Below are 26,187 nucleotides of genomic sequence, written 5' to 3' on the forward strand. Positions count from 1 at the left end.
CGCCGGGGCGGTACGTCTTGGGGCCCCGACGCCGTGAGGAGCCCTCCGATGGACGCCACCGCCCCCTACCTGACGGTCGACGAGCGCGCCGAGGCCGGCCGAGCCGCCCGCCGCCGGGCCCCGCGCTCCACCTCCGGGCACTGGCGGCCCGCCGCCGACCGCCCCGACCCGGTCGAGGTGCTGCGCGCCCAGGCGCGGAGCCGGCTGCCCGACCTGGTGCCGATCCGCAACGGCCGGATGGCCGCCTCCCCGTTCGCCTTCCTGCGCGGCGCCGCCGCCGTGATGGCCGGCGACCTCGCCACCGCCCCGGACAGCGGACTGACCGTCCAGCTCTGCGGCGACGCCCACCTGGTCAACTTCGGGCTGTTCGCCTCGCCCGAACGCGCCCTGCTGTTCGACCTCAACGACTTCGACGAGACCCTGCCCGGCCCGTTCGAGTGGGACGTCCAGCGCCTCGCCGCCAGCCTCGCCGTCGCCGCCCGCGAGAACGGCGAGAGCCCCGAGGACGCCCACCGGGTGGTGCTGGGGGCCGTCCGCGCCTACCGGGAGCGGATCCGGCAGCTCGCCGGACTCGGCGAACTCCCGGTCTGGTACCAGCGGATCGACGCCGACGAACTGCTCACCAGCCTCAAGGGCAGGCCCCGGCGGCAGATCGAGGCCGACCTCGCCGCCGCCCGCCGCCGCGACAGCCTGCAGGCCGCCGGCAAGCTCACCGAGACCACCGCGAGCGGCCGCCGCCGCTTCAAGGACCAGCCCCCGCTGATCGAGCACGTCGGCTTCGACACCGACGAGGTGCGCTCGCTGCTCGCCGACTACCGGGCCACCCTCCCCGAGGAGCGCGGCCGGCTGCTCGACCGCTACCGGTACGTCGACACGGCCCGCAAGGTGGTCGGGGTCGGCAGCGTCGGCACCCGCTGCTTCGTCGTCCTGCTCCAGGGCCGGGACGCCGACGACCCGCTGGTCCTCCAGGTCAAGGAGGCCCAGGCGTCCGTCCTGGAGCCCTACGCCGGGCCCAGCCAGTACTCCCACCACGGGCAGCGGGTGGTCGCCGGGCAGCGGCTCACCCAGGCCGCCAGCGACATCTTCCTCGGCTGGATGACCGGCCCGGCCGGGCGCCACTTCTACTGGCGCCAGCTGCGCGACATGAAGGGCTCCGCCGAGGTCGGCGAGATGACCACCCGCGGCCTGCGCGCCTACGCCGCCCTCTGCGGCGCCGCGCTGGCCCGGGCGCACGCCCGCTCCGGCGACCGGGTCGCGATCGCCGCCTACCTCGGCCGCGGCGACACCTTCGACCGGGCGATCGCGGCCTTCGCCCACCACTACGCCGAGCTCAACGACGCCGACCACGCCCGGCTCGCCGCCGCCGTCGCCTCCGGGGAGGTGGAGGCCGAGAACGCCTGAGGATTCCTCTGCGCGCACGCCGGTCGCGTCCCGGTTTGGCATATGCCGATCCGGGGGCGCGGCGCGCGGCCGTGTTTCGTTTCGCCGCAGCGGGCCACGCGTGCCAGTGCTGGAATGTGAAGGAGGCGTGTGCAAATGATCACCGAGCAACAGATGCGTTCCATGCTGCACCAGCCCGTCCACGACGCCCAGGGCAACAAGATCGGCAAGGCCGATCACCTCTACCTCGACGACTCCACCGGCAAGCCCGAGTGGGTCAGCGTCAAGACCGGCTGGTTCGGCTCCAGCGAGTCCTTCGTCCCGATCCGGGACGCGCACGTGGTCGACGGCCACCTCCAGGTCCCCTACGAGAAGGAGAAGGTCAAGGACGCGCCGAACGTGGACGTGGACAACGGCGGCCACCTCTCCGAGCAGGAGGAGCGCCGGCTGTACCGCCACTACGGCATCGCCTGGGACGACGCCTGGAAGGCGGCCAACGAACCGGGCGAGGGCGGCTGGGCCCACGCGGGCGGCAAGGGCGACGGTGCGGCGGGGACCGCCGGAGCCGCGGGCGCGGCCGGTGCGGCCGGCGCGGCGGCGGCCAAGCCCACGACGGCCAAGCCCACGACGGCCAAGCCCACGACGGCCAAGCCCACGACGGCCCGTCCCACCGCGGCCGGCACCGGACCCGCCGACACCCGGCTGACCGGCACCCCGGCCACCCCCGGCGCGGCCGGTTCCGCTGCCGGCGGCACCGGAACCGCCGGAACCGCCGGCCTGTCCGGGGCCCCGACCGCGGCCGGCGTCACGGCGGCGTCCACCCGGCCCGGGACCCCGCGCCACGCCGCCGGGGACACCGGCCGGCCGGAGCGGGGCGACGACGCGATGACCCGCTCGGAGGAGCGGATGCACGTCGGCATCGAACGGTACGAGACCGGGCACGCCCGGCTGCGCAAGTACGTCGTCACCGAGGAGGAGCAGCAGACCGTGCCGGTGCGGCACGAGGAGGTCCGGATCGAGCGCGAGCCGATCACCGAGGCCAACCGGGGCGAGGCGCTGTCCGGCGACCCCATCTCGGAGGCCGAGTACGACGTCACCCTGCACGGCGAGCGCCCGGTGGTGCGCACCGAGGCCGTCCCGGTGGAACGGGTGCGGCTGGTGACCGAGGAGCACGTCGAGCAGCGGACCGTCACCGGCGAGGTGCGCAAGGAGCGCATCGAGGCCGAACTGCCCGACGGCGAGCACAAGCTGCCGCCGACCACCGGCAAGGACACCCCCGGCCAGGGGCGTCACCGCTGACCCGCTCCCGCGGGGCCCGGCTCCCGGGCCGGGCCCCGCGGGCGGAACGGACCGAGGGAGGCCGACATGGCGTGGCTGCTGCTCGTCGTCCTGATCGCCGTGGTGTGCGGCTTCGTCGGCGTGCTGGCGAAGGGCCTGCTGTGGCTGCTGGTCATCGGCGCGGTGCTGTTCGTCGGCGCCCTACTGGTGGCCGGCATGCGCATGGGCCGCAGCAGGCACTCCGCGCCCCGCTGACCGCTAGGGGGCCGACGGGGCCGCGAAACCGGTGACGGCACCCGGGCGTCCGGCCGGGTCGTCGGCCGTGCCCGGCCAGACGGTGACCCGGCCCGCCGGGTCCTGTCCGTACAGGTCCGGGACGCCGTCACCGGTCAGGTCGCCGACGGAACCGACGACGGGGTAGGCGGCGGGATCGACGCCACCGCCGATGACGGTGCCCCGGGCCGGGTCGGCCAGCGCGGAGAGGTCGACGGAGCAGTTGGCGGCGGGGTTCCGGGTGATCGGGTACGCGAGGATCCGGCCGGTGCCGCGCTCGCGGGTCCACAGGGTGGCCTGCGCGGTGGTGGTGGTCGTTCCGGCGGCGTCGGTGCAGGTGGTGGTGCCGTTGGCGGGCCCGGGGCCGATCAGGTCGTAGCCGCTCCAGTCGAGGCCGGAGAGCAGGGTGTCCGTCGTGGAGAGCAGCTTGACGTTGTTGCTCCCGGGCGAGAACAGCCACAGCTTCGTGCCGATCACCGCGACGAGGTTGGTTCTGGCCGGGGTGCCGGTGGTCTCGTTGCTGACGGAGCCGACGGCGAGGACCTGGGTGGCGTTGCTCCAGTCGGTGCCGAGCTCGGGCGGGCAGGCGATGGCGCTGCCGACGCCGTCGACGCAGGTGACCGCGCCCTGGATGGTGCTGCCGTTGAGGTAGAACGAGGTGCTGGAGGAGAAGCCGGTGGCCGAGTTCTGGTAGAGGTACAGCTGCTGGCCCCCGGCTATGTGGGTGATCAGCTCGTCGAAGTAGATGCCCCCGCGCAGCGTGCCGCGGTGGGTGAACTGGACGTCCTGCCAGGTGCCGGTGGGCGAGCTGGCCGCGTACGAGACGAGCTGACCCGTGTCGACCGTGCCGGTGGCGTCCTGGACGGCGCGGAGGTCGCCGGCGCCGTCCGGCAGCAGGATGTCGGGGAGCCCGTCTCGGGTGACGTCGCCGTAGGTGACGACCTGCTCCCCGGCCGCCGTGGCGGTGGCCGGGACGCCGAGCAGGCCCAGCCCGAGGGCGCCGGAGGCGACCAGGGCGATCAGGCGCGGCAACTGCCGCGCCGTCGGGGCGGAGGACCGTGCCGTGCGCGGGCCCGAATTCCGAGGGGTCATGGATCGCACCTGATTTCCGTGAGTCGCCGACCGGGTTGGTGGGCTTCGACCAGCAGATGCTCTCGGTGCGGACTGACAACGTGAAGCGCCCGTGTCGCCACCTGCCTGGAACCTCCGCTTCGAGTCCCGCGACGATCTCGTGACGACGGGTCACCGACGGGAGCCCGGGCGGGGCCGTGCCGCCCCGGGCCCCGGACAGCGGGCGTCAGCTCCGCAGCACGGAGCGCCCCGCCGCGAGGTGGTCGTACAGGCGGTCGCCGTGGACGCCCGGGGCGTCGAAGCAGCTGTCCGGCTCCTGCTCCCCGTCGGCGAGCAGGACCCCGGGGGCGAGGACCTCGGCGGCGGGCGGGGCGGCCACCTCGTGGCCGAGTTCGGCCAGTGCGTACGGCGGGGCCAGGACGGGGCCGGTCAGGGTGCCGCCGACCAGGTCGGGGAAGAAGCCGGCGGAGAGCACGGTCACTCCGGCGGCCAGGTCGCCGCCGATCATCACCAGCTTGTCGGTCAGGTGGCCGACGAACGCGCCGACCCGGACGCTCCCGCGCACCAGCAGCTTGGCGTCGCCCTCCAGGTGCACGGCGGCGGCGGTCAGGTCGCCGAGCACGACCAGGGCCGGGCAGCCGTCGTCCGCGTTGAGCACCGCGCCCTCGACCGTCAGGTCGCCGTCGACGACCAGGCCGGTGCCGTGCAGGTCCAGCGCGTCCAGGTCGAGCGGGCCGGGGACGGTCAGCGCGCCGGTGTGCACGTCGTAGAGGTTCTCGTAGCTGGAGACGGGCAGGGCGCGGGAGTCGAAGAGTGCGACGCATGCGTCCCAACTCGTGGGCGCGGCAGTGATGTTCATGATCCGTAGGGTGCCATGCGGCACTGTCGGCGGATGCGTCGGAGCCCCGGCGGGGGTGCGCCGGGGCTCCGGGGAGGGGCGGTCAGGACGGCTGGGGACGGCCGATCGAGCAGATCAGTTCGCCGTCCCGCGCGTCCGCGACGATGGTGTCGCCGGGGCGCAGGTCGCCGCCGAGCAGCATGGTGGCGAGGCGGTTGTCGAGCTGGGTCTGGATGGTGCGGCGCAGCGGGCGGGCGCCGAACTCGGGCTGGTGGCCCTTGTCGACCAGCCAGTTCTTCGCCGCCTCGGTGACCTCCAGCTCCATCCCCTGGGCCTTGACCCGGCGTTCGGAGCTGGCCAGCATCAGGTCGACGATCCGCAGCAGGTCGTCGGCGTCCAGCGCGTCGAAGACGATGATGTCGTCGATCCGGTTGAGGAACTCGGGCAGGAAGCGCCCGCGCAGCTCCTCCATCAGCCGGTCGCGGATCTCGTCGGTCTCGCCCTTGTGGGCCAGGATCAGCTGCGAGCCGATGTTGGAGGTCATGATCACCACGGTGTTGCGGAAGTCGACGGTGCGGCCCTGCGCGTCGGTCAGCCGCCCGTCGTCGAGGACCTGGAGCAGGGCGTTGAAGACGTCCGGGTGGGCCTTCTCGACCTCGTCGAACAGCAGCACGCTGTACGGGCGGCGGCGGACCGCCTCGGTGAGCTGCCCGGCCTCGTCGTAGCCGACGTACCCGGGCGGGGCGCCGACCAGGCGGGAGACGGTGTGCTTCTCCTGGAACTCGCTCATGTCGAAGCGGACCAGCCGGTCCTCGTCCCCGAAGATCAACTCGGCCAGGGCCTTGGCGAGTTCGGTCTTGCCGACGCCGGTCGGGCCGAGGAACAGGAACGAGCCGACCGGCCGGTCCGGGTCGGCCATCCCGGCCCGGCTGCGGCGCACCGCCTCGGAGACCGCGACCACCGCCCGGTCCTGGCCGATCACCCGGGCGTGCAGCTCGTCCTCCAGCTTGAGCAGCCGGGCCTTCTCGTCCTCGGTGAGCTGGGAGACCGGGATGCCGGTCTGCCGGGAGAGCACGTCGGCGATGTCGTCGACGGTCACCGAGACCACGCCCTCGCGGCGCTCCTCGACCTCGGCGGTCCGCGCCTGGAGGTCGGCGATCCGGGCCTTCAGTTCGGAGGCGCGGGAGAAGTCCTCGGCGGCCACCGCCTCGTCCTTCTCGCGGCGCAGCTTGGCCAGCTCGTCCTCGCGGCCGATCACCTCGGTGGAGCGGCCCAGGCCGCGCAGCCGGACCCGGGCGCCGGCCTGGTCGATCAGGTCGATCGCCTTGTCCGGCAGGAAGCGGTCGGAGACGTACCGGTCGGAGAGGTCGGCGGCGGCGCGCAGCGCCTCGTCGGTGAAGCGGACCTGGTGGTGGGCCTCGTAGGAGTCGCGCAGGCCCTCCAGGATCTGCACGGTCTCCTCGACCGAGGGCTCCGGGATCAGCACCGGCTGGAAGCGGCGCTCCAGCGCCGGGTCCTTCTCGATGTGCTTGCGGTACTCGTCGATGGTGGTGGCGCCGATGACGTGCAGCTCGCCGCGGGCCAGCGCGGGCTTGAGCATGTTGCCCGCGTCCATCGCGCCCTCGCCGCCGGCGCCCGCGCCGACCACGGTGTGCAGTTCGTCGATGAACAGCACGGTGGAGTCGGCGGCCCCGCGGACCTCGTCGATGACGTTCTTCAGCCGCTCCTCGAACTCGCCGCGGTACTTGGAGCCCGCGACCAGCCCGGACAGGTCCAGCGAGACCACCCGGCGGTCCTTCAGGGTGGACGGCACGTCGCCGGAGACGATCCGCTGGGCCAGGCCCTCGACGATGGCGGTCTTGCCGACGCCGGGCTCGCCGATCAGCACCGGGTTGTTCTTGGAGCGGCGGGAGAGGATCTCGACGGTCTGCTCGATCTCCTCGGCCCGGCCGACCACCGGGTCCAGCCGGCCGAGCTTGGCCTCCTCGGTGAGGTCGCGGCCGTACTCGTCCAGGGTCGGCGTCGTGCTCTCCGCCCCGGCCGGCGGGCGCTCGCCGCGGGCCGCGGCCTCGGTGGCGCCGCGCAGCCGGGAGGCGTCGGCGCCCCGGGCGTCCAGCAGCTTGCCGACCGCCGAGTCCCGGTCGTCCAGCAGCGCGGCCAGGATGTGCTCGGGCCCGATGTAGGAGACCCCGGCGGCCTGCGAGCGGGCGTGCGCGCCGATCAGCACCCGCTTGGCGGCGGGGGTCAGGCCCGGGTCCACCGAGGGGTCGGCGGAGCCGGCGGGCAGGCTGCGCTCCAGGGCGGCGGCCAGCTCGTCCGGGTCGGCACCGGCCCGGGCGAGCAGGCCGCGCGACGGCTCGACCCGGGTGGCGGCCCACAGCAGGTGCGGGGTGTCCAGGTCGGCGCTGCCGTCCTCCTGGGCGCGCAGTTCGGCGCGGGCGATCAGGTCGCGGGCGGACTCGGTCAGCAGCCGCCCGATCGGGACCCGCTGGACGGCGGGCGGGGAGGCGGCCGGGTTGAGGCCGAAGAAGCGGTTGAGCAGGTCCGAGAAGGCGTCGTCGGAGCCGAAAGAGCCGAAGCCGGGCACGGTCATCGCGGAGGCACTCCCATGGGCGGGCGGGCAGCGGTCCCCCCGAACTATGCCAACGGGTGATACCGGTCGCTAAGCGGATGATCCGGACAGGTGGCGGGGCGCGCATCCGGCCGGTTCCCAGCCGGCTTCCAGGAACTTGGGACAGGCATTACCCGTTCATGGGACTCTGATGACCTTGACTCCAGCGGACACCCCGGGCCGACCGCCCGGGGCGCCCGCGCGCACCACCCGAGGGGGACGGGCCATGCCGATCGCGGACCGCGCCGCCGGACGCCGGGGCATCGACGCGCTGCTGCGCCGCTCCCCGCTGCAGCCCGTCTTCCGGGCCCGCGCCGCCCGCCGGCTCGCCGTGCTCGCCTACCACGGCATCGACGACCCGGCGGCCTTCCGCGCCCAGATGGAACGCCTGGCCCGCACCGCCCGCCCGGTCGGCCCGGAGGAGGTCGCCCGGGCCGCCGAGCACCGCCGCCCGCTGCCCGCCCGCAGCGTCCTGGTCACCTTCGACGACGGCGACCGCAGCGTGCTCACCGAGGCGCTGCCCGTCCTCGTCCGGCTCGGCATCCCCGCCGCCGCCTACGTGATCACCGACCTGATCGACGGCGACCAGCCGTACTGGTGGACCGAGGCCGCCCACCTGCTCGCCCGCGGCGGTGGCCGCGCCGCGGCCCTGCAGGGCCTCGACCCGGCCGCCGCCGTCCGCCGGCTCAAGACCCTCCCCGACGCCCAACGGCAAGCGGCCATCGCCGAGTTGCGCGCCACCGCGAAACACCAGGCCCCCAGGCAGCGCCAGTTGAGCCGGGCGGAACTGCACACCCTGGCCGACGCCGGAGTGGCGATCGGCAACCACACCGCCTCCCACCCCTGCCTCGACCGCTGCGACGACGTCGAAATCGACGCCCAACTCGTCGGCTCGCACGACCGGTTGACGCACTGGATGGGCCGCCCGCCGACCAGCTTCGCCTACCCCAACGGCAACTACGACCCGCGCGCCGACCGGGTGCTGCGCACCCTCGGGTACCGTACGGGGTTCCTGTTCGACCACCGGCACGCCGAACTGGCCCCGGCACACCGGCTGCGCATCAGCCGGCTGCGGGTCAACTCGCACACCGGACGGGACCGCTTCGACACCATCCTGTCCGGACTGCACCCGGCCGTGCACCGGCTGCGCGGCGGCCGCTGAGCACACCGAGGAGGGGGGAGCAGTGCCGGAGATCCACCGCACGCCCGAACTGGACGGCGAACTCGTGCACGACTGGCGCGAGTTGGTCGACCAGGACCCGGACGGATCCTGGTTCGCCGGGCCGGACTGGGTGCTCGCCTGGTGGCGCACCCTGGGCGCCGGACAGCCGGGCGAGGTCGCGGTGTGGCGCGGACCGGACGGCCGGGCCGAGGCGGTGCTGCCGCTCGCCGCCGTCCGGCTGCGGGCGCACCGCAGACTGCCCGTCGAGGTGCCCGCGCTCACCCTGCTCGGCACCGGGCCGGGTGCCGCCGACCACTGCGGCCCCGCCGTCCGCCCGCACCGGCGCGCCGAGGTCGCCGCGTGGCTGGCCGAACGCTCCCGCCGCACCACCCTGTGGCTGCCCGGACTGGACGCCGCGCACGACGACCTGCTGCCGCCCGGCGCCCGGCCGGTCGACCGCTCGGCCTGCCCGCGCGCCGACCTCACCGACGGCCCCGACCGGCTCGGCTCCCGGGACTTCCGGGCCGCCAACCGGCGCGCCCACCGCCGCCTCGCCGCCGCCGGCGTCAGCTTCCACTGGCTGCCGCCCGGCACCGCCGAGCCCGGGCTGCTGGACGACCTGCTGCACCTGCACCGGCTGCGCCGGCAGGCCGTCGCGGGCGGGGCCAGCAGCTTCGCCGCCGACCGGCTGCCGCTGCACCGGCAGCTGCTCCGGGGCGCCGCGCCCGGCCGCGGCCCGGCCTTCCAGATCGCCCGGCACCGCGACGAACTCGTCGGCGTGCTCTACGGCTTCCGCTGGGCCGACCGGTTCGCCTACTACCAGACCGGCTGGGACCCGCGCTGGGCCGCCGAGTCGCTGGGCACCGCGCTGGTCGACGCGGCGATCCGCAACTGCGCCGCCGAGGGCGTGCGGACCTTCGACTTCCTGCGCGGCCGGGAACCGTACAAGTACCGGTTCGGCGCGGTCGACCGGACCGACACCGGCTGGCTGCTGCCGCACGGCCCCGGCGGGGCGCTGCTCGCGCTCAAGCACCGCCTGCGGAAGGCGGGTTGACGGGGATCGGGGTGGCGTCGGGCGGCCTCAGGCCCGGACGTCGCCGTCCAGGTAGACCCACTCGCCCCCGTGCCGGACGAAGCGGCTGTGCTCGTGCAGCGCGCCGGCCCGGCCGCCCTCCAGGTAGTGGGCGCGGAACTCGACGCTGCCCTCGGTGTGGAACGGGCCGCCCTCGGTGGCGCCCAGGATCTCCAGGCGCTCCCAGCGCAGCGAGGGGTCGAAGTCGACCGAGGCGGGCCGGGTCTCCGGGTGCCAGGAGCGCAGCAGATAGGGCTCGTCGCGGACCGCGAAGGCGCTGAACCGGGAGCGCATCAACTGCTCGGCGCTGCTCGCCGCGGCCTCGCCGCGGTGCAGGCGGCCGCAGCACTCGGCGTACCGGGCGGACCGGCCGCAGGGGCAGTCGGCGGGCGCGGCGGGGGCGGGGGCGGGGGTGCGTCGGCGGGCCATGTGGTCCATTATCGCGCGGCCGGGCCCCCGTCCCGGCAGTGTGATTGTCGACTTTTGTCTGGTTCGCCCCGGTGTGGCGCAGGCATGGGTCCGGGCGGCGCGGGCAGGATGGGCGCGTGCCGCGCCCGGCGCGGCACCGGATGGACGACCGTCGGCGAGGCGAAGGGAACCGCGATGAGCGACCACCACCACAACGTGCTGCTGCTCGGCTTCACCGATCCGGCGGACTGCCGCCGCGCCTACGAGGACGCGATGCACCTGCCGGGGCTCCGGCAGGTCGCGGTGCTGGAGCGCGACGCCGAGGGGATCGTCGACATCCCGGAGAGCCACATCCGCGGCGCGGGCGTCCCCACCGTCGGGTCCGGCCTGGTCGGCGGCCTGGTCGGGCTGCTCGGCGGCCCGATCGGCGTGCTGCTGGGGTTCGCCGCCGGCGCGGTGATCGGCAACGCCGCCGAGCAGGCCGAGATCACCGACGGCGGCGCGGGCCTGATCGTGCTCTCCTCGCGGGTCGACAACGGGAAGGCGCTGCTGGTGGTCTACCTGACCGAGCAGCACGAGGGGCCCGCCGACGAACTGGCCGCGAAGTACGGCGCCCCGGTGGAGCGGATCTCCGCCGAGCAGTTCGCCGAGCAGGTGCGGATCGCCAAGGAGAGGGCGATGGAGGAGTGACGGCCCCCGGAGCCCGGCGGCGGCTCAGAAGTACGGGCGGTAGCCGTCCTTGAGCCGGTCGAGGTCGCGCCGCTCGCGCTTGGTCGGCCGCCCGGCGCCGCGGTCGCGCTGGGCGCCCGCCGCCGGGCGCTCCTCGCGCGGCGGCGGCGGGGGGCTGTGGTCCACGTAGCAGGTCTCGGCGACCGGGGCGCCGACCCGCTTGGCGATCGGCCGCACCACCTGGACGACCCGCTCCCGGCCCTCGATCCGCACCCGCACGTCGTCACCCGGCTTGACGTGCTGCGCGGGCTTCGCGGTGGCCCCGTTCACCTTCACGTGCCCGGCCCGGCAGGCCGCGCCCGCCGCCGAGCGGGTCTTGATCAGCCGGACCGCCCAGATCCAGCTGTCGATCCGCACGCTCACCTCGTCCGCACTCATGGCACGACTCTAGTCGGGCCGCCCTTTTTGCAACTAGTTGCACGCTCGGTCCGTCGCGCCCTACCGTTGGGTAACAAATCCCGACCGGAGGCGTCGATGACCGCTGCGTACCCCCACCTGCTGGCCCCGCTGGACCTGGGGTTCACCACCCTGCCGAACCGGGTGGTGATGGGCTCCATGCACGTCGGGCTGGAGGAGGCCGAGCACGGCTTCGAGCGGATGGCCGCCTTCTACGCGGAGCGCGCCCGCGGCGGCGTCGGCCTGATCGTCACCGGCGGCATCGCCCCCAACGAGGCCGGGCGGCCCTGGGCGGGCGGCGCCAAGCTCACCACCGAGCAGGAGGCCGCCGAGCACCGGGCGATCACCGACGCCGTGCACGCCGCGGGCGGGAAGATCGCCCTGCAGATCCTGCACTTCGGCCGGTACGCGTACCACGAGGACCTGGTCGCCCCGTCCGCGCTGCAGGCTCCGATCAGCCCGTACGTCCCGCACGAGCTCACCGCCGAGCAGATCGAGCAGACGATCGAGGACTTCGCCCGCTGCGCCGCACTCGCCCGCTCCGCCGGGTACGACGGCGTCGAGGTGATGGGCTCCGAGGGCTACCTGATCAACGAGTTCACCGCCGCGCGGACCAACCACCGCACCGACGAGTGGGGCGGCGGCTACGAGAACCGGATGCGCTTCCCGGTCGAGATCGTCCGGCGGGTGCGCGAGCGGGTCGGACCGGACTTCATCCTGGTCTACCGGCTCTCCATGCTCGACCTCGTCCCCGGCGGCTCCACCTTCGAGGAGGTGGTCCGGCTCGCCCGCGAGGTCGAGGCCGCCGGGGCCACCGTCATCAACACCGGCATCGGCTGGCACGAGGCCCGGATCCCCACCATCGCCACCTCGGTGCCGCGCGGCGCCTACGCCTGGGTCACCAGGAAGCTGATGGGGCGGGTCGGCATCCCGCTGGTCACCACCAACCGGATCAACACCCCCGAGCTGGCCGAGGAGCTGCTCGCCACCGGGCACGCCGACCTGGTCTCGCTGGCCCGGCCGATGCTCGCCGACCCCGCCTTCGTGAACAAGGCCGCCGCGGGCACCCCCGAGGCCATCAACACCTGCATCGGCTGCAACCAGGCCTGCCTGGACCACACCTTCAGCGCGAAGATCACCTCCTGCCTGGTCAACCCGCGCGCCTGCCACGAGACCGAACTCGTCCTCGCCCCCACCCGCCGCGCCAAGCGGATCGCCGTGGTCGGCGCCGGACCGGCCGGACTCGCCTTCGCCACCGCCGCCGCCGGCCGCGGCCACCGGGTCACCCTGTTCGACGCCGCGGAGGAGGTCGGCGGCCAGCTGAACGTCGCCCGGCGGGTGCCCGGCAAGCAGGAGTTCGACGAAACGCTGCGCTACTACCGGCACGAACTCGCCCGCACCGGCGTCGAGTTGCGCCTCGGCGCGGTCGTCGGCCCGGAGCAGCTGACCGGCTGGGACGAAGTGGTGCTGGCCACCGGCGTCACCCCGCGCACCCCCGCCATCGACGGCGTCGACCACCCCAGCGTGCTCGGCTACCTGGACGTGCTGCAGGGCCGCGCGAAGGCCGGCGCGAAGGTCGCGGTGATCGGCGCGGGCGGCATCGGCTTCGACGTCGCCGAGTACCTCACCGACCCGGGCGCGGACGCCCCCGACTTCCTCGCCCGGTGGGGCGTCGACCGCTCGTACGCCGGCCCCGGCGGCCTGGCCGCCCCCGAGCGGCCCGCGAGCCCGCGCCAGGTCTTCCTGCTCCAGCGCAAGAGCGGCAAGGTCGGCGCCGGACTCGGCAAGACCACCGGCTGGATCCACCGCACCGAACTGCGCCACCGCGGCGTGGTGAGCGTCCCCGGCGTCGAGTACCGGCGGATCGACGACGCGGGCCTGCACGTCACCGTGGACGGTGAGGATCGGCTGCTCCCCGTCGACACCGTGGTGCTCTGCGCGGGCCAGGAACCCCGCCGCGACCTGCTCGACGCCCTGCGCGAGCGCGGCGTCGAACCCCACCTGATCGGCGGCGCGGACGTGGCCGCCGAGCTCGACGCCAAGCGCGCCATCGACCAGGGCACCCGGCTGGCCGCCGCGCTCTGACCGGCACGTGCGCTGACCGGCGCGTGCTCTGAGCGGCACGCGCCGGGACCGGCACGCGCCGGGACCGGCGCGCCGGGCGGCCGTCAGCCGGCGAGCAGCCCGAAGCCCGCGGCCGCTCCCGCGAGGCCCGGCCGGCCGAGCAGCGCCGGTGGTCGGTTGCGGTAGTCCGGCGCGCCGGTGCTCACCGGTCGGCCGCGGGGGAGGGGGCCGCCGTGCGGTGGGCGGCGAGGGCGGCCTCCAGCGCGGCCAGCGCCCGGTCGGTGTAGCCGCCGGCCCGGTGGGAGGGCCCCCGCTGGACGGCGGAGCAGGTGACGGTGCCACCGTCCAGCAGGTCGATGTCCAGGATCCGGACCAGCGAGAAGCCCGCGATCCGGTCCCAGGGCACCGTCCTGGTGAAGAACAGGTTGCGGACCAGCACCCCCGCCGGGGTCGGGATCACCGCCAGCCGGGCCGTCCGGACGGCGCAGAGCAGGGCGGCCAGGCCGACTCCGCCCTGGCCGAGCACCTGCTCGGCGCCGTGCTGCTCCGGCGCGCCGACCAGCAGCACGGCGCCCAGCGCGCCGAGCAGCACGCCCAGCACGGGGTACCACGGGTTCGTGTACTTCTTCGGGCGCGTCACGGCGTCCTCCGGGGCTGCTCGGGTCGTACGGGCGGTTCGGGCCGGTGCTCCGGGAGCGGGGTGGCGCGCATCCGGCGGCGGTAGCGGTGGAGCCAGACCGGGTCGAACCGGCTGCGCGTGACCGCGTCGCCCTTCAGCAGCGGCGGCAGGCCCCGTTCGGCCCGGGCGGCCTGGTCCCGCTGGGCGTCGAAGCCCCAGAGGGAGGTGAGCCAGGCCGCGCCGAAGACCAGGGCGAAGCCGGTGATCCCGCGGGCGGGCGGGTGCAGGGCGGCGACCGTGCCCGCCACCGCCAGGCAGCCGACGAGCAGCGGCACCAGGACGGCGGGGGACAGCCGGCGGCGCAGCCGGGTGAGCGGGCAGACCGCGACGGCGGCGGCCACCGACAGCACGGTCAGCGCCCGCCAGGCGGACTCGGCGCCGCTCACCGGGCGCCCGCCGGGGGCGCGTCCGGGCGGCCGGGCAGCACCGGGAGGGGGCCGGTGAACCGCGGCGACGGGCTCTCGTGCTTCTTCACGGCCACCTGCGGGTTCGGGAGCGGGGGCGGAGTGAAGGAATCGTACAGAGCGGCCCCGCGGGCCGGGCCGCGGGTGCCGGGTGCGGGCGCGCGGACGCGCGGACGCCCACCGGGGCCGGGGGCTCCGGTGGGCGTCGGCGGTGCTCAGTAGAGCGAGACCCCGTACGCGGAGAGGGCCTCGGTGACGGGCTGGAAGAAGGTGGTGCCGCCGGAGGTGCAGTCGCCGCTGCCGCCGGAGGTCAGGCCCAGGGCCTTGGTGCCGTCGTACAGCGGGCCGCCGGAGTCGCCGCCCTCGGCGCAGACGGTGGTCTGGATCAGGCCGCTGACGGTGCCGCCGTCGGAGTAGCGGACGGTGGCGTTCAGCGCGGTGACCTTGCCGCTGTGGGTGCCGGTGGTCGAGCCGGTGCGCTTGACGGCCTCGCCGACGTACGCGTTCGCGGCCGTGAAGCCGCCCGGGTGGCTGAGCGAGGTGTTGGTGTAGCGGACCAGGGCGTAGTCGTTGCCGGGGAAGCTGGACCCGGCGGTGGTGCCGGCCACCGTGCTCTGGCCGGAGTTGGTGTACCAGGTGCTCGCGATGTTGCCGCAGTGCCCGGCGGTCAGGAAGTAGTACGTGCTGCCCTTGACCACGTTGAAGCCCAGCGAGCAGCGGTAGCCGCCGCCGTAGATCGCGGCGCCCGCGGACAGCTTCGGGCTGAAGGTGCCGGGGGCGCGCTCGACCTTCAGCCGGGCGGAGTCCGCCCCGGCGGCCGCGGTGAGGCGGGCCAGCGCGGCGGGGGTGACGGTGCTGTCGGCGGTCACCACGACCTTCCCGGAGGCCGGATCGGTGTGCCAGGCGATGCCGTTGACGCCGCTGAGCTCGACCGAGTCGCTGACCCGGGCCAGGGCGGCGGTGGCGTCCGGCGCCGCGGTGGCGGCCCCGGCGGCGGGCACCGCGAGGGCGGTCGCCGCGGCGAGGGCGGCGGCGACGGCGAGCAGGCGGTCGCCGGTGCGGCGCGGGCGGGAGGTGGTGCGCGTGGTCCTCACAGATCTCCTCCTGGGGGAGTGGGAGAGGCCCTGGGGTAGGGGCCGTGAGGCGCGGGCAGGGGAGGTCGGCACCGGCTCGTGGCCCGGTGCTTGATCTGACCCTGACAGGCGCTACCCGGGAGTATGCGGACGTCCGGCGCGACCGCGCAAGACCCCGTAAGCGCTTTCCCGTCCGACCGGTCGGTCGGCAACGCCGTTTCGCGGCAACCCTCCTGAGCCGACGTCACGGGTCGGCGCACCCGCCGGCGCCCGGCCTGCCCGTACGATCTGCCGCATGTCACTGCCGCACGCGATCCTCACCGCCCTGCTGGAGAAGCCGTCCTCGGGGCTGGAGTTGACCCGGCGGTTCGACCGGTCGATCGGGTTCTTCTGGTCGGCCACCCACCAGCAGATCTACCGCGAGCTGGGACGGCTGGAGGGCGCCGGCCTGGTCCGGGCGTCCGGGCCGGGCGCGGGACGCGGGCAGCGCAAGGAGTACGAGGTGCTGCCGGACGGGCGGGCCGAGCTGGCCCGCTGGACCGCCCTGCCGCAGGACCCGAAGCCGGTCCGGGATCCGCTGCTGCTGCGCCTGCGGGCGGCGGCCGTGCTGGGGCTGGACGGGCTGGCGGAGGAGCTGGCCCGGCACCGCGAGCTGCACCGGGCGCAGCTGGCGGAGTACCTGGAGATCGAGCGGCGGGACTTCCCGCCGGACGCGGCGGCCGGGGAGAACCGGCTGCAGCACCTGGTGCTGCGCGGCGGCATCCAGCTGGAGTCGTTCTGGCTGGCCTGGCTGGACGAGGCGCTGGGGGAGAGCGGGTCGGTGGGGGAGGCGGTGCGGGAGGGGCGGGAATAGGGGCGGGTGGCGTGCCGTTGTCGCGAGTGGTTGAATGTTGAATCAACCTCGAAGGAGTTGAGAGCGGTGCAGTTCGGCATCTTCAGCGTCGGCGACGTGACCACCGACCCCACCACCGGGCGGACCCCCACCGAGCACGAGCGGATCAAGGCCATGGTGGCCATCGCGCTCAAGGCGGAGGAGGTCGGACTCGACGTGTTCGCCACCGGCGAGCACCACAACCCGCCGTTCGTCCCGTCCTCGCCGACCACCATGCTCGGCTACGTCGCGGCCCGCACCGAGAAGCTGATCCTCTCCACCTCCACCACGTTGATCACCACCAACGACCCGGTGAAGATCGCCGAGGACTTCGCGATGCTCCAGCACCTCGCCGAGGGCCGGGTCGACGTGATGATGGGCCGCGGCAACACCGGCCCGGTCTACCCCTGGTTCGGCAAGGACATCCGCCAGGGCATCCCGCTCGCGGTCGAGAACTACGCGCTGCTGCACCAGCTGTGGCGCGAGGAGAACGTCGACTGGCAGGGCCGCTTCCGCACCCCCCTGCAGTCCTTCACCTCCACCCCGCGCCCGCTCGACGGAACGCCGCCGTTCGTCTGGCACGGCTCCATCCGCAGCCCCGAGATCGCCGAACAGGCCGCCTACTACGGCGACGGCTTCTTCGCGAACAACATCTTCTGGCCCAAGGAGCACTTCCAGAAGCTGATCAACCTCTACCGGGAGCGCTACGCCCACTACGGCCACGGCACCCCCGAGCAGGCGGTCGTCGGCCTCGGCGGGCAGGTCTTCATGCGGAAGAACTCGCAGGACGCCGTCCGCGAGTTCCGCCCGTACTTCGACAACGCCCCCGTCTACGGCCACGGCCCCTCGCTGGAGGAGTTCACCGAGCAGACCCCGCTCACCGTCGGCAGCCCGCAGGAGGTCATCGAGAAGACCCTCGCCTTCCGCGAGACCTTCGGCGACTACCAGCGCCAGCTGTTCCTGATGGACCACGCCGGGCTCCCGCTCAAGACCGTCCTCGAACAGCTCGACCTGCTCGGCGAGGAGGTCGTCCCCGTGCTGCGCGCCGAGTTCGCGAAGAACCGGCCGGCCGGGGTGCCCGACGGGCCCACCCACGCCGCGCGCGTCGCGGCCGCCCGGGCGGAGGAGGTGGCGGCGAAGTGAGCACCCTCAAGCTCGTCGTGGTGACGGCCGGGCTCAGCGTCCCGTCCTCCACCCGGCTGCTCGCCGACCGGCTCGCCGAGGCCGCCGCCCGCGACCTGCGCGAGGCCGGGCGGGAGGTGGACGTCCGGACCGTCGAACTGCGCGAACTCGCCCGGGACGTCGCCGACAACCTGGTCACCGGCTTCCCGCCGCCCGCGCTGGCCGAGGCCGTCCGGGCGGTGGAGGAGGCGGACGGGATCATCGCGGTCACGCCGATCTTCTCCGCGTCCTACAGCGGCCTGTTCAAGTCCTTCGTCGACGTGCTCGACCGGGACGCGCTGACCGGGAAGCCCGTGCTGATCGCGGCCACCGGCGGCACCGCCCGGCACAGCCTCGCCCTCGAACACGCCGTGCGGCCGCTGTTCGCCTACCTGCGGGCCGTGGTCCTCCCCACCGCGGTGTTCGCCGCCTCCGAGGACTGGGGCGCCGACGGCGCCGACGGCTCCCTCGCCGGACGGATCGCCCGCGCGGCCGGCGAACTCGCCGAGAGCCTCGCCGGCCGGCCCGCCGCGGCCCCCCGTGCCCGGGCGGCCGAGCAGGTCGTCCCCTTCGCCCAGCAACTCGCGGCGCTGCGCGCCCACTGACACCCAGGAGGTACGGCCATGGAACCCCAGGTCCGTGACAACACCGAGCAGTCCCGCTTCGAGATCAGCACCGACGCCGGGCAGGCCGGCTTCGCCGAGTACCAACTCCGCGACGGGGGAAGCACGGTGGCGTTCGTGCACACCGTCATCGACCCCGCCTTCGAGGGGCAGGGCCTCGGCGGCAAGCTGGCCCGCGCCGCGCTGGACGCCGTCCGCGAGCGCGGCGCGAGCGTCCTGCCGTACTGCCCGTTCATCCGCGGCTGGATCGCCAAGCACCCGGAGTACGTGGACCTGGTGCCGGCGGACAAGCGCGGCAAGTTCGACCTCTGAGGCCCGCTGCCTTCGCCTTCCGGCGGTTCTTGCCGGGGTTTGCCGGGTGCGTTCGGGGCGTGGACGAACCGCCCGGCGAGGGCTATCGTCGCGGGTCGTGACCTTCTCCATCGTGGCCCGTCAGGGCACCGCGCTCGGTGTCGCCGTGGCGAGCAAGTTCCTGTCGGTCGGTGCGCTGGTGCCCGCGGCCGAGGTCGGTGTCGGCGCGCTCGCGACGCAGGCGTGGGCCAATGTCGCGTACCGGCCGCAGGGGTTGGCGATGCTGCGCAGCGGGGTCGGGCCGGCCGGGGCGCTGGCGGCGCTGCTGGCGGCGGACGAGGGGCGGGCGCACCGGCAGCTGGGGGTGGTCGGGGCGGACGGGACCGCGGTGACGTACACCGGGGAGGAGTGCCTGCCCTGGGCGGGCGGGCTGGCCGGGGACGGCTACGCGGTGCAGGGGAACGTCCTGACCGGGCCCGAGGTGGTCCGGGACACGGCGGCGGTCTGGCTGGCCTCCGCCGAACTGCCGTTCGCGGAACGGCTGGTGGCCGCGCTCGCGGCGGGTGACGCGGCGGGCGGGGACGCCCGGGGGCGGCAGAGCGCCGCGCTGTACGTGGTCGACCCGGGGCGGGGGGTCGGTGGCTGGGGGGACACCGCGTACGACCTGCGGGTGGACGACCACGCCGATCCGGTGGCCGAGTTGCGCCGGCTGCTGGCCGTCCACGAGGTGCTGCACGGGGCGTCGGACCCGGCGGAGCTGCTTCCGCTGGAGGGCGAACTCGCCGCCGAGGTACGGGAGTTGCTGGGCGCTCTCGGGTACGACTCGCTGGACCGCTGGGCGGGCCTGGAGAACCTGGAGGGCCGCCTCGCCGAGGGCCGGATCGACCCGGTGGTGCTGGCGCACCTGCGGACGGCCGCCGGGGCGTGACGGCCGTCCGCAGGTGGTGGCGCGACGGTCAGGCGACCACGAAGTAGAACGTCTCGTTCTCCCCGCCGTCCGCGTTGACCTGGGCGTTGACGGTGCCGCCGGGGCCGGTCGCGGTGGTGACGCCGCTGCCGGTGACCAGGCGCAGGTAGGTGCCGGGGAAGGCCGCCGACTCGAACGAGGCGGTGCCGCTGGTCTGCGGCAGGACGCGGTACTTCTCGTACGGGCCGGCCCCGAACTGGGCGTTGACCTTGCCGCCGCCGGCCTGGCTGGCCGGGACGCCGGTGCCGTCCAGCCGCAGGAAGACGTTCGAGAAGGCGGTGGACTCGAAGGCGAACGAGCCGTCGGCCTGCGCGCGGACCTTGAAGGTGGTCAGCGGGCCCAGGCCGTACTGGGCGTTGACGGTGCCGCCGCCCCCGTCGGTGGCGGAGGTGACGCCGGTGCCGTCCAGGCGCACGAAGATGTTGTGGAAGAAGGCGGACTGGATGGCGACGGGCACGTCGCCGAGCTTCACGAGGTCGGCTGCGGTCAAGGGCATGCTGGGACTTCCCCACTTCCGTCTGGTCGGGTCGCGGAGCCGGTCGGGTGCGGTACTCCGCGTGGCGGTGCGGTCACACCCTGTCCCGCGCCGCCGCCCCCGGGGTACCGGGCAGATCCGCGTATTGACCCGGTCGCCCCGGCGCGGAGCAGGGGCGACCGGTCCGTTCCGGGCGCGTGTCCCGAACCGGACGACGCCCCTCCGTCCGCGCTTCGTACGAGGAGGCTTCGTACCGGCGTCCGGCCGCCCGTGGACGTACGGCCCCGACCGCCTCGCTCAGCGGGCCGGGGCCGGGGCCGGGGCCGGGGCCGGAGCCGGGGCCGGGGCCTGTGTCTGGGCCGGGGCCGGGGCCAGGGCCGAGGTCAGGTCGGCGATCAGGTCGTCCGGGTCCTCCAGGCCGACGGACAGCCGCAGCAGCGCCGGGGACGGCCGGTGGGCGGCGGCGACCGGGCGGTGGGTGAGCGAGGCGGGGTGCTGGACCAGGGTGTCGACGCCGCCGAGCGAGACGGCGTGGGTGATCAGCTCGCAGCGCTCGGCGACCGCCGCGGCGTGCGCGAACCCGCCCGCGACCTCGAAGGCCAGCACGCTGCCCCCGCCCAGCAGTTGGCGGCCGAGCAGCGGCGAACCGGACCGGCCCGGGTAGTGCACGGCGGTGACCTCGGGCCGCCCGGCCAGCCAGTCGGCGAGCCGGAAGGCGGTGGCGGAGGCGGCGCGCACCCGCAGCGGGAGGGTCTGCAGGCCGCGGTGCAGCAGGTAGCCGGCCAGCGGGTGCAGCACCGCGCCGGTGACGGCCCGGACCCGGCGCAGCCGCTCCGCCCAGTCGGGGGTGCAGGCGACCGCCCCGGCGAGCACGTCGCCGTGGCCGCCGATCGCCTTGGTCGCGGAGTGCAGCACCAGGGTGGCGCCGAACGCCGCGGGCCGCTGCAGCACCGGGGTGGCGAAGGTGTTGTCGACCAGCAGCGGCACGCCGCCGCAGCGTTCGGCGAGCGCCGTCAGGTCGAGCAGGTCCAGGGTGGGGTTCCCCGGGGTCTCGACCAGGACCAGCCCGGTGTCGGGGCGCAGCGCCGCGGCGAGGGTGTCGGGGGCGGCCCAGGTCACCTCGGTGCCGAGCAGGCCGGAGTCCAGCAGGTGGTCGGAGCCGCCGTACAGCGGGCGCAGCGCGACCACGTGCCGGCGGCCGTCCGCGGCGGCGGCCAGCAGGCAGGCGGAGAGCGCGGCCATGCCGGAGGAGAAGGCCACCGCCTCGGCGCAGCCCTCCAGTTCGGCCAGCGCCCGTTCGAAGCGGGCGACGGTGGGGTTCCACAGCCGCTGGTAGACCAGGCCGCCGGCGGCGGGCGGCCGTCCGCCGCCGGCCAGCGCCTGGTAGGCGTCGCCGCCGGCGCCGAGGTCCGGTACCGGGTAGGTGGTGGACAGGTCGAGCGGGGGGACGTGCGTGCCGAGTCCGGCGAGGTCCTCGCGGCCGGCGTGCACGGCTCGGGTGTCGAGTCGGCTCATGGCCGTGATGGTGAAGTTGGAAGTGTTGAATGGCCAGGGCGGCGGCAGATGATTCGGTCCGGGCGGGGGCGCTCTTGCGGATGTTCGGCGCGGGCCGCCACGCTGGGGGCGTGCCGAACATTCCACGGGGCCGCGCGGCGGGGCTCGACGCGGTCGACCGGGCGATCGTCCGGGAGTTGCTGGCCGACGCCCGGACGCCCAACAACGCGCTGGCGGAACGGGTCGGCGTCGCGCCGTCCACCTGCCTGGCCCGGGTGCGGGCGCTGCGCGAGCGCGGGGTGATCGCCGGCTACCACGCGGAGGTGGACCTGCCCTCGGTCGGGCTGCCGCTGCAGGCGATGATCTCGGTGCGGCTGCGGGCGCACACCCGGGAGCAGAACGGCAGCTTCCGGGCCGCCGCGCCGCACCTGCCGGGCGTGCTGGCGGTGTTCCACATGGCGGGCAGCGACGACTACCTGCTGCACGTGGCGGTGGCCGACCCGGAGGCGCTGCGCTGCTTCGTGGTCGACCACCTGACGGCCCACCCGGCGGTCGCGCAGACCCGCACCAACCTGGTCTTCGAGCGGGTCCCGGGCGGCGGTCCGAAGATCTGACCCATCGTCAATACGCCGTCAATCCGCTTATAGCCAGCCGCGTTTGGCGGCCTGCAGGCCGGCCTGGAAGCGGGTCTGGGCGTTCAACTCGCCCATCAGCTGGGCGATCCGGCGGGTCATGGTGCGCTGGGTGATGCCCAGGCTGCGGGCGATCGCCGCGTCCTTCGCGCCCGCCGCCATCATGGCGAGCAACTCGCGGTCCTTGTCGTCGAGTTCGTCGCGCGGCCGGTCCGCGGCCAGCGGGGTGGCACGCTCCCACAGCAGGTCGAAGCAGGTGACCAGGGCGGTCAGCAGCGGGGAGGGGCGGATCCACAGCGCGGCGGTGGACTCGGTGGCCTCGAAGCTCAGCGGGATCATCGCACAGCGCCGGTCCGCGACCAGCATCTTCATCCGCACCGAGGGCAGGCTGCGGGCCTGCTCCCCGGCGTCCACGCAGCGCAGCACGAACTCCCGCTTGTCGGCGCTCTCCAGGCCCGGCGCGTCGTACAGCACCCGGCACTCCACGCCCCGGGCGAGCAGTTGGAACTCGATCGGGTTGTCGGTCGGGCTGTCGAAGTACGGCGGGCAGTCGATCGCCAGGATCTCCTGCTGGGCGCCGAGTTGGAGCTGTTCGGCGCGGTGCCGCAACGCGTCCTGTCCTTCGACCAGTTCGACCATCCCCCAGCCTTCGGCCGGGAGGTGCCCCCTTGCTGGAGACGGACGGCCCGAGGTCGGCGTACGTGACCGCCAGTTCCCTGACCCGCACCCGTAGTTGGTCGAGCTCCTGTTGGCGCCGGGTGGCCAGCGCGTCCACCGCGACCTCCGGCGGGGCGGCGGTGTACCTGGTCGGGCTGCCGGCCAGCCTGGTCACCAGGCCGGCCGCCACCAGGCGGTGCAGGGCGGTGCGCAGTGCGCTGGGGGCGGCGTCCACCGAGTCGGCGAGGCGGGCGGAGGTGGAGCGCGGGGCGGCCAGCACCCGCAGGTACAGGGCGCTCTCCAGCGGGCCGAGGCCGAGGGGCTCCAGCAGGTCGTCGGACATGATCCCCAGGATATGGCGGGCGTTGGCGAGTTGTGGCCACTGTCCAGCATCCGCCGCCGCAGTTCAGGGCGTTCGGCCTTACCGTACTGAGTATCGGTAATCTGTCCGGTTCACTCGGACGGGGCAGGGCTGCCGAGCCCCGACGCGGCCGGACAACGGCGCCCTTCCGCTCCCACCCGGTCGCCCCCGTTCGTGAAGGGACCGACCATGGCTGTCGCGGACCCACCCCAGACCGTGCGCTACCGCCTGAGCCTGGCGACCGTACCCGCGTCCGTGCCCGAGGCGCGCCGCGGCGTGCGGGCCGAACTGGCCGCCCGCGGACTGGACGCGGACCACCCGCTGACCGACACGGTGCTGCTGGTGGTGAGCGAACTGGTCACCAACGCGGTCCGCCACGCCGCCCCCCGCTCGCCCCGCACCACGCTGCAACTCGACTTCGGCGAGCGGGAGTTGACCGTCCGGGTGCACGACCGCCACCCGCACTGTCCGCAGCGCCGCGAGGTCCCGCACGAGGACGGCAGCGGCGGCTGGGGCCTGGCCCTGGTGCACGAACTGGCCGCGCTGGCGGGCGGGGCGGCGGAGGCCGTCGCGGACGAGGACGGCGGCGGCAAGACCATGCTGGTGCGGCTCCCGCTGGAGTGCTGAGCGCGCGGCGCCGAAGGCTGGCGCGGGGCCGGCGCCGCGTCCCGGCGGACGCCGGTTGGGAAGACGATCGTCGGACGACCCCGCAGCCTCCACTCTGCTGCACGCTCAGAGTTATTGCAAGTAAGTCGCAATAAGGCGGGCCGCCGGGCCCGTCGGACGCGACGCACCCGGCAGGCGCCCGGCAGGCGCCCGGCGGCCCCGGGGGCGCTCAGCAGCTCCGCAGTGCGCCCGGCGCGCGCAGGCTCTGCAGCGACGGGTACCCGTCCACCGCCATCAGCAGGTCCGCTTCTGCCAGCAGCGAGCGCAGCACGTGCACCACCCCCGCCTCGCCGCCCAGCGCCAGCCCGTACACGTACGGCCGGCCCACGCCGACCGCCGTCGCGCCCAGCGCCAGCGCCTTCACCGCGTCCGCGCCGCTGCGCACGCCCGAGTCGAACAGCACCGGAAGGCCGTCCGCCGCCTCGACCACCTCGGCCAGCGACGCCAGCGCGGGCAGCCCGCCGTTCGCCTGCCGCCCGCCGTGGTTCGAGCAGTAGATCCCGTCCACGCCCGCGTCCTTCGCCCGGCGCACGTCCTCCGGGTGACACAGGCCCTTCAGTGCGATCGGCAGGCTGGTCAGCGAACGCAGCCACGGCAGGTCGTCCCAGGTCAGCGGGTTGCCGAAGATCTGCACCCAGTCCATCACCGCACCGCGCGGGTCCCCGTCCGGGTCCTGCAGCCGGGCCCGGAACACCGGGTCGGAGGTGTAGTTCGCCAGGCAGTGGCCGCGCAGCTGCGGGAAGCTGCCGCTGCCCAGGTCGCGCGGCCGCCAGCCGGTCACCCAGGTGTCCAGGGTGACCACGATCGCCTTGAACCCGGCCGCCTCGGCCCGGTGCACCAGCGACTCGGCCAGCGCCCGGTCGGTCGGCGTGTACAGCTGGAAGAACCCGGGCGTGCCGCCCAGCTCCGCCGCCACCGCCTCCATCGGGTCCACCGACAGCGTGGACGCCACCATCGGCACCCCCGTGCGGGCCGCCGCCCGGGCCGTCGCCAGGTCCCCGTGCCCGTCCGGCGCGCACAGCCCCACCACCCCCACCGGGGCCAGGAACAGCGGCGAGGCCAGCTCCAGCCCGAACAGCTCCACCCGCAGGTCCCGCTCCTTCGCGCCGACCAGCATCCGCGGCACCAGCCCCCACCGCTCGAACGCCGCGGCGTTCGCCCGCTGGGTGTGCTCGTCACCCGCCCCGCCCGCCACGTACGACCACAGCTCCGGCGTCAGCGCGTGCCGCGCCCGCTCGGCCAGGCCCTCGTACGTCATGGGGAACTTCGGGGCGACGCCGAACAGCGCCTCGAAATAGACCTCGTTCTGGTAGTCGCCGAACTGGGGGGCCATGCGCGCTCCTCGGTGGGCCGGGTGGGGTGGGGCCACGTTCCAACGGTTACCCGCGGGTAGTCAAGGGTCGGCCGGCCACCGCCGCCGCGCCCTTTCCCCGGCGCGGTCGATCGCCCTCCCGGTGGAAGATCAACCGGAGGTAGCCTGGCAGCGGATGTGGTGACCATGCGAGCGAACGAACCCCAGGCGTCCGGGACGGCGATCCCCGAGGTCCCGTTCACCGCGCCACCCGGCGGACCGGTCGGCGTCGAAGTCATGACCCTCGCCGAACTCCGCACCCGCCGCGCCACCGCGGCGGCCGCCGCGGGCGACTTCCACCGGCCCCAGCGCCCCGCCTTCCACCACCTGCTCACCCTCGACCGCGGCACCCTGCACCACACCGTCGACTTCACCGCGCACACCGTCCGACCCGGCAGCTGGCTGTGGGTCCGGCCCGGACAGGTCCAGCAGTGGGGCGAGCTCGGCGACGCCGACGGCACCCTGGTCCTGTTCGAACCCGGCTTCCCCGACCCCGCGACGGTCGCCGCCGCCCGCCTCGACGACCCCTTCGCCGCCGCCGTCCTGCACACCGACGGGCCGGAACGCGAAGCGCTGCGGCACGCGGTGCGGCACCTCCACCGCGAGTACGCCTCCGGCGCGGACCTGCCCGCCGAGATCCACCACGCCCTGCTGCGCCACCTGCTCGCCGCGCTCCTGCTGCGCCTCGCCAACCCGCCCGCGCCGTGCGGCAGCGCCGCGACCGAACCCGGCGAGACCTACCGGCGCTTCCGGCAGGCCGTCGAACACCACTTCACCCGCACCCGCCGGGTCGAGGACTACGCGAAGTTCCTCGGCTACTCCCCGCGCACCCTCTCCCGGGCGACCCTCGCCGCCGCGGGCGTCGGCGCCAAGGAGTTCGTCGACCGCCGCGTCGTCCTGGAAGCCAAACGCCTGCTCGCCCACAGCGAGAGCTCCGCCGCCCGCATCGCCGACCACCTCGGCTTCGCCGACGCCGCGAACTTCGCCAAGTTCTTCCACCAGCGCACCGGCACCACGCCGATCGCCTTCCGCACGGCGGTGCGGGGGGCGGTGGGGGAGTCGCCTGCGGCGGGCTTGGGGGAGGGGGGTTGAGGGTGGTGGTGCGAGGGGTGGTGGGGATGCGCCTGCGGCGGGCTGAGGAAGAGAGGTTGAGAGCGGCGGTGCGGGGGTGGTGGGGGAGTCGCCTGCGGCGGGCTTGGG

General features: G+C 74.8%; 27 protein-coding genes and 1 pseudogene. 15 read left to right on the plus strand and 13 right to left on the minus strand.

The annotated features are described in order from the left end of the window. The first annotated feature begins 48 nt into the window (after positions 1-48). From ABD345_RS32615 to ABD345_RS32625, 3 genes are all read left to right on the plus strand, one after another. Positions 49-1,401, plus strand: a complete 1,353-nt coding sequence (locus ABD345_RS32615) for a DUF2252 domain-containing protein (protein WP_344557468.1) — start codon at positions 49-51, stop codon at positions 1,399-1,401. Between the two features lie 135 nt (positions 1,402-1,536). After that, entirely contained in the window at positions 1,537-2,679 is a 1,143-nt protein-coding gene (locus ABD345_RS32620) for a PRC and DUF2382 domain-containing protein (protein WP_344557470.1), read from the plus strand. A gap of 66 nt (positions 2,680-2,745) precedes the next feature. Then, positions 2,746-2,913: a hypothetical protein gene (locus ABD345_RS32625; RefSeq protein ID WP_344557472.1), complete on the plus strand. Its 168-nt coding sequence runs from the start codon at positions 2,746-2,748 to the stop codon at positions 2,911-2,913. A 3-nt stretch (positions 2,914-2,916) separates the two neighbouring features. On the opposite strand, the gene ABD345_RS32630 is transcribed toward ABD345_RS32625, so the two are convergent. The 3 genes from ABD345_RS32630 to ABD345_RS32640 all read right to left on the minus strand — a co-directional run bounded on the left by ABD345_RS32630 (position 2,917) and on the right by ABD345_RS32640 (position 7,433). Beyond that, entirely contained in the window at positions 2,917-4,023 is a 1,107-nt protein-coding gene (locus ABD345_RS32630) for a hypothetical protein (protein WP_344557474.1), read from the minus strand. Positions 4,024-4,228: 205 nt separating this feature from the next. Beyond that, a complete protein-coding gene (locus ABD345_RS32635) occupies positions 4,229-4,861 on the minus strand; it encodes a hypothetical protein (protein ID WP_344557476.1) in 633 nt (210 codons plus the stop codon). Positions 4,862-4,943: 82 nt separating this feature from the next. Beyond that, a complete protein-coding gene (locus tag ABD345_RS32640; RefSeq protein ID WP_344557478.1) occupies positions 4,944-7,433 on the minus strand; it encodes an ATP-dependent Clp protease ATP-binding subunit in 2,490 nt (829 codons plus the stop codon). 244 nt (positions 7,434-7,677) lie between these two features. On the opposite strand from ABD345_RS32640, the gene ABD345_RS32645 reads away from it, so the two are divergent. Continuing rightward, the gene (locus ABD345_RS32645; protein ID WP_344557479.1) at positions 7,678-8,613 is read left to right on the plus strand and encodes a polysaccharide deacetylase family protein; all 936 of its coding nucleotides are present in this window, start codon (positions 7,678-7,680) and stop codon (positions 8,611-8,613) included. Positions 8,614-8,635: 22 nt separating this feature from the next. Further along, entirely contained in the window at positions 8,636-9,667 is a 1,032-nt protein-coding gene (locus tag ABD345_RS32650) for a GNAT family N-acetyltransferase (RefSeq protein ID WP_344557480.1), read from the plus strand. A 27-nt stretch (positions 9,668-9,694) separates the two neighbouring features. Here ABD345_RS32650 and ABD345_RS32655 read toward each other — a convergent pair whose 3' ends face one another. Then, positions 9,695-10,114, minus strand: a complete 420-nt coding sequence (locus ABD345_RS32655; protein ID WP_344557481.1) for a YchJ family protein — start codon at positions 10,112-10,114, stop codon at positions 9,695-9,697. Between the two features lie 174 nt (positions 10,115-10,288). Here ABD345_RS32655 and ABD345_RS32660 point away from each other — a divergent pair, with 174 nt between their 5' ends. Further along, a complete protein-coding gene (locus ABD345_RS32660; RefSeq protein ID WP_344557482.1) occupies positions 10,289-10,783 on the plus strand; it encodes a hypothetical protein in 495 nt (164 codons plus the stop codon). A 24-nt stretch (positions 10,784-10,807) separates the two neighbouring features. Here ABD345_RS32660 and ABD345_RS32665 read toward each other — a convergent pair whose 3' ends face one another. Beyond that, a complete protein-coding gene (locus ABD345_RS32665) occupies positions 10,808-11,200 on the minus strand; it encodes an RNA-binding S4 domain-containing protein (RefSeq protein ID WP_344557483.1) in 393 nt (130 codons plus the stop codon). A gap of 96 nt (positions 11,201-11,296) precedes the next feature. Between ABD345_RS32665 and ABD345_RS32670 the strand changes: the two genes are divergently transcribed. Then, positions 11,297-13,303 carry an oxidoreductase gene (locus ABD345_RS32670; protein WP_344557485.1) on the plus strand — a complete coding sequence of 669 codons (2,007 nt, stop codon included), beginning with the start codon at positions 11,297-11,299 and terminating at the stop codon, positions 13,301-13,303. A 181-nt stretch (positions 13,304-13,484) separates the two neighbouring features. Here the strand turns inward: ABD345_RS32670 and ABD345_RS32675 are convergent, their stop codons facing one another. From ABD345_RS32675 to ABD345_RS32685, 3 genes are all read right to left on the minus strand, one after another. Further along, positions 13,485-13,922 carry a PH domain-containing protein gene (locus ABD345_RS32675; protein ID WP_344557487.1) on the minus strand — a complete coding sequence of 146 codons (438 nt, stop codon included), beginning with the start codon at positions 13,920-13,922 and terminating at the stop codon, positions 13,485-13,487. Further along, a complete protein-coding gene (locus tag ABD345_RS32680; RefSeq protein ID WP_344557489.1) occupies positions 13,919-14,347 on the minus strand; it encodes a hypothetical protein in 429 nt (142 codons plus the stop codon). Before ABD345_RS32680 ends, ABD345_RS32675 begins: the two co-directional genes overlap by 4 nt. 233 nt (positions 14,348-14,580) lie before the next feature. Beyond that, positions 14,581-15,459, minus strand: coding sequence for a S1 family peptidase (locus ABD345_RS32685; protein ID WP_344557491.1), 879 nt, complete (start codon positions 15,457-15,459; stop codon positions 14,581-14,583). Positions 15,460-15,733: 274 nt separating this feature from the next. On the opposite strand from ABD345_RS32685, the gene ABD345_RS32690 reads away from it, so the two are divergent. From ABD345_RS32690 to ABD345_RS32710, 5 genes are all read left to right on the plus strand, one after another. Next, positions 15,734-16,291 (plus strand): PadR family transcriptional regulator, encoded by a 558-nt coding sequence (locus ABD345_RS32690; protein WP_344557493.1) that lies wholly within the window; start codon positions 15,734-15,736, stop codon positions 16,289-16,291. A 66-nt stretch (positions 16,292-16,357) separates the two neighbouring features. Then, a complete protein-coding gene (locus tag ABD345_RS32695; protein ID WP_344557495.1) occupies positions 16,358-17,452 on the plus strand; it encodes an LLM class flavin-dependent oxidoreductase in 1,095 nt (364 codons plus the stop codon). After that, complete coding sequence (locus ABD345_RS32700) at positions 17,449-18,075, plus strand: FMN reductase (RefSeq protein WP_344557497.1); 627 nt, start codon at positions 17,449-17,451, stop codon at positions 18,073-18,075. Before ABD345_RS32695 ends, ABD345_RS32700 begins: the two co-directional genes overlap by 4 nt. An 18-nt stretch (positions 18,076-18,093) precedes the next feature. Beyond that, positions 18,094-18,405, plus strand: a complete 312-nt coding sequence (locus tag ABD345_RS32705; RefSeq protein ID WP_344557499.1) for a GNAT family N-acetyltransferase — start codon at positions 18,094-18,096, stop codon at positions 18,403-18,405. Between the two features lie 97 nt (positions 18,406-18,502). Next, positions 18,503-19,312 (plus strand): DUF1028 domain-containing protein, encoded by an 810-nt coding sequence (locus ABD345_RS32710; RefSeq protein WP_344557501.1) that lies wholly within the window; start codon positions 18,503-18,505, stop codon positions 19,310-19,312. 28 nt (positions 19,313-19,340) lie between these two features. Here ABD345_RS32710 and ABD345_RS32715 read toward each other — a convergent pair whose 3' ends face one another. Then, on the minus strand, positions 19,341-19,847 hold the full coding sequence (locus ABD345_RS32715) for a fascin domain-containing protein (protein WP_344557503.1): 507 nt from the start codon (positions 19,845-19,847) through the stop codon (positions 19,341-19,343). A 276-nt stretch (positions 19,848-20,123) separates the two neighbouring features. After that, positions 20,124-21,341: a trans-sulfuration enzyme family protein gene (locus ABD345_RS32720; protein WP_344557504.1), complete on the minus strand. Its 1,218-nt coding sequence runs from the start codon at positions 21,339-21,341 to the stop codon at positions 20,124-20,126. Between the two features lie 110 nt (positions 21,342-21,451). Between ABD345_RS32720 and ABD345_RS32725 the strand changes: the two genes are divergently transcribed. Continuing rightward, positions 21,452-21,934: an Lrp/AsnC family transcriptional regulator gene (locus tag ABD345_RS32725; protein ID WP_344557505.1), complete on the plus strand. Its 483-nt coding sequence runs from the start codon at positions 21,452-21,454 to the stop codon at positions 21,932-21,934. Between the two features lie 27 nt (positions 21,935-21,961). On the opposite strand, the gene ABD345_RS32730 is transcribed toward ABD345_RS32725, so the two are convergent. Beyond that, on the minus strand, positions 21,962-22,591 hold the full coding sequence (locus ABD345_RS32730; protein ID WP_344557506.1) for a TrmB family transcriptional regulator: 630 nt from the start codon (positions 22,589-22,591) through the stop codon (positions 21,962-21,964). 154 nt (positions 22,592-22,745) lie between these two features. Further along, positions 22,746-22,952: pseudogene (locus ABD345_RS40370) on the minus strand (helix-turn-helix domain-containing protein); the annotation flags it as partial. 207 nt (positions 22,953-23,159) lie between these two features. On the opposite strand from ABD345_RS40370, the gene ABD345_RS32735 reads away from it, so the two are divergent. Continuing rightward, positions 23,160-23,597: an ATP-binding protein gene (locus ABD345_RS32735; RefSeq protein WP_344557507.1), complete on the plus strand. Its 438-nt coding sequence runs from the start codon at positions 23,160-23,162 to the stop codon at positions 23,595-23,597. Between the two features lie 208 nt (positions 23,598-23,805). Here the strand turns inward: ABD345_RS32735 and ABD345_RS32740 are convergent, their stop codons facing one another. Beyond that, positions 23,806-24,969 (minus strand): alpha-hydroxy-acid oxidizing protein, encoded by a 1,164-nt coding sequence (locus ABD345_RS32740; RefSeq protein ID WP_344557508.1) that lies wholly within the window; start codon positions 24,967-24,969, stop codon positions 23,806-23,808. A 165-nt stretch (positions 24,970-25,134) separates the two neighbouring features. Here ABD345_RS32740 and ABD345_RS32745 point away from each other — a divergent pair, with 165 nt between their 5' ends. Next, positions 25,135-26,079 carry a helix-turn-helix domain-containing protein gene (locus ABD345_RS32745; RefSeq protein WP_344557509.1) on the plus strand — a complete coding sequence of 315 codons (945 nt, stop codon included), beginning with the start codon at positions 25,135-25,137 and terminating at the stop codon, positions 26,077-26,079. The last annotated feature ends 108 nt before the right edge of the window (positions 26,080-26,187 follow it).

Source organism: Kitasatospora saccharophila (assembly GCF_039529925.1).
GTDB lineage: Bacteria > Actinomycetota > Actinomycetes > Streptomycetales > Streptomycetaceae > Kitasatospora > Kitasatospora saccharophila.

Excerpts from the sequence above, each read along its gene's own strand:
- ABD345_RS32615 (WP_344557468.1), top strand. The coding sequence starts at position 49 with ATGGACGCCACCGCCCCCTACCTGACGGTCGACGAGCGCGCCGAGGCC.
- ABD345_RS32620 (WP_344557470.1), top strand. The coding sequence starts at position 1,537 with ATGATCACCGAGCAACAGATGCGTTCCATGCTGCACCAGCCCGTCCAC.
- ABD345_RS32625 (WP_344557472.1), top strand. The coding sequence starts at position 2,746 with ATGGCGTGGCTGCTGCTCGTCGTCCTGATCGCCGTGGTGTGCGGCTTC.
- ABD345_RS32630 (WP_344557474.1), bottom strand. The coding sequence starts at position 4,023 with ATGACCCCTCGGAATTCGGGCCCGCGCACGGCACGGTCCTCCGCCCCG.
- ABD345_RS32635 (WP_344557476.1), bottom strand. The coding sequence starts at position 4,861 with ATGAACATCACTGCCGCGCCCACGAGTTGGGACGCATGCGTCGCACTC.
- ABD345_RS32640 (WP_344557478.1), bottom strand. The coding sequence starts at position 7,433 with ATGACCGTGCCCGGCTTCGGCTCTTTCGGCTCCGACGACGCCTTCTCG.
- ABD345_RS32645 (WP_344557479.1), top strand. The coding sequence starts at position 7,678 with ATGCCGATCGCGGACCGCGCCGCCGGACGCCGGGGCATCGACGCGCTG.
- ABD345_RS32655 (WP_344557481.1), bottom strand. The coding sequence starts at position 10,114 with ATGGCCCGCCGACGCACCCCCGCCCCCGCCCCCGCCGCGCCCGCCGAC.
- ABD345_RS32660 (WP_344557482.1), top strand. The coding sequence starts at position 10,289 with ATGAGCGACCACCACCACAACGTGCTGCTGCTCGGCTTCACCGATCCG.
- ABD345_RS32665 (WP_344557483.1), bottom strand. The coding sequence starts at position 11,200 with ATGAGTGCGGACGAGGTGAGCGTGCGGATCGACAGCTGGATCTGGGCG.
- ABD345_RS32670 (WP_344557485.1), top strand. The coding sequence starts at position 11,297 with ATGACCGCTGCGTACCCCCACCTGCTGGCCCCGCTGGACCTGGGGTTC.
- ABD345_RS32690 (WP_344557493.1), top strand. The coding sequence starts at position 15,734 with ATGTCACTGCCGCACGCGATCCTCACCGCCCTGCTGGAGAAGCCGTCC.
- ABD345_RS32705 (WP_344557499.1), top strand. The coding sequence starts at position 18,094 with ATGGAACCCCAGGTCCGTGACAACACCGAGCAGTCCCGCTTCGAGATC.
- ABD345_RS32715 (WP_344557503.1), bottom strand. The coding sequence starts at position 19,847 with ATGCCCTTGACCGCAGCCGACCTCGTGAAGCTCGGCGACGTGCCCGTC.
- ABD345_RS32720 (WP_344557504.1), bottom strand. The coding sequence starts at position 21,341 with ATGAGCCGACTCGACACCCGAGCCGTGCACGCCGGCCGCGAGGACCTC.
- ABD345_RS32730 (WP_344557506.1), bottom strand. The coding sequence starts at position 22,591 with ATGGTCGAACTGGTCGAAGGACAGGACGCGTTGCGGCACCGCGCCGAA.
- ABD345_RS32735 (WP_344557507.1), top strand. The coding sequence starts at position 23,160 with ATGGCTGTCGCGGACCCACCCCAGACCGTGCGCTACCGCCTGAGCCTG.
- ABD345_RS32740 (WP_344557508.1), bottom strand. The coding sequence starts at position 24,969 with ATGGCCCCCCAGTTCGGCGACTACCAGAACGAGGTCTATTTCGAGGCG.
- ABD345_RS32745 (WP_344557509.1), top strand. The coding sequence starts at position 25,135 with ATGCGAGCGAACGAACCCCAGGCGTCCGGGACGGCGATCCCCGAGGTC.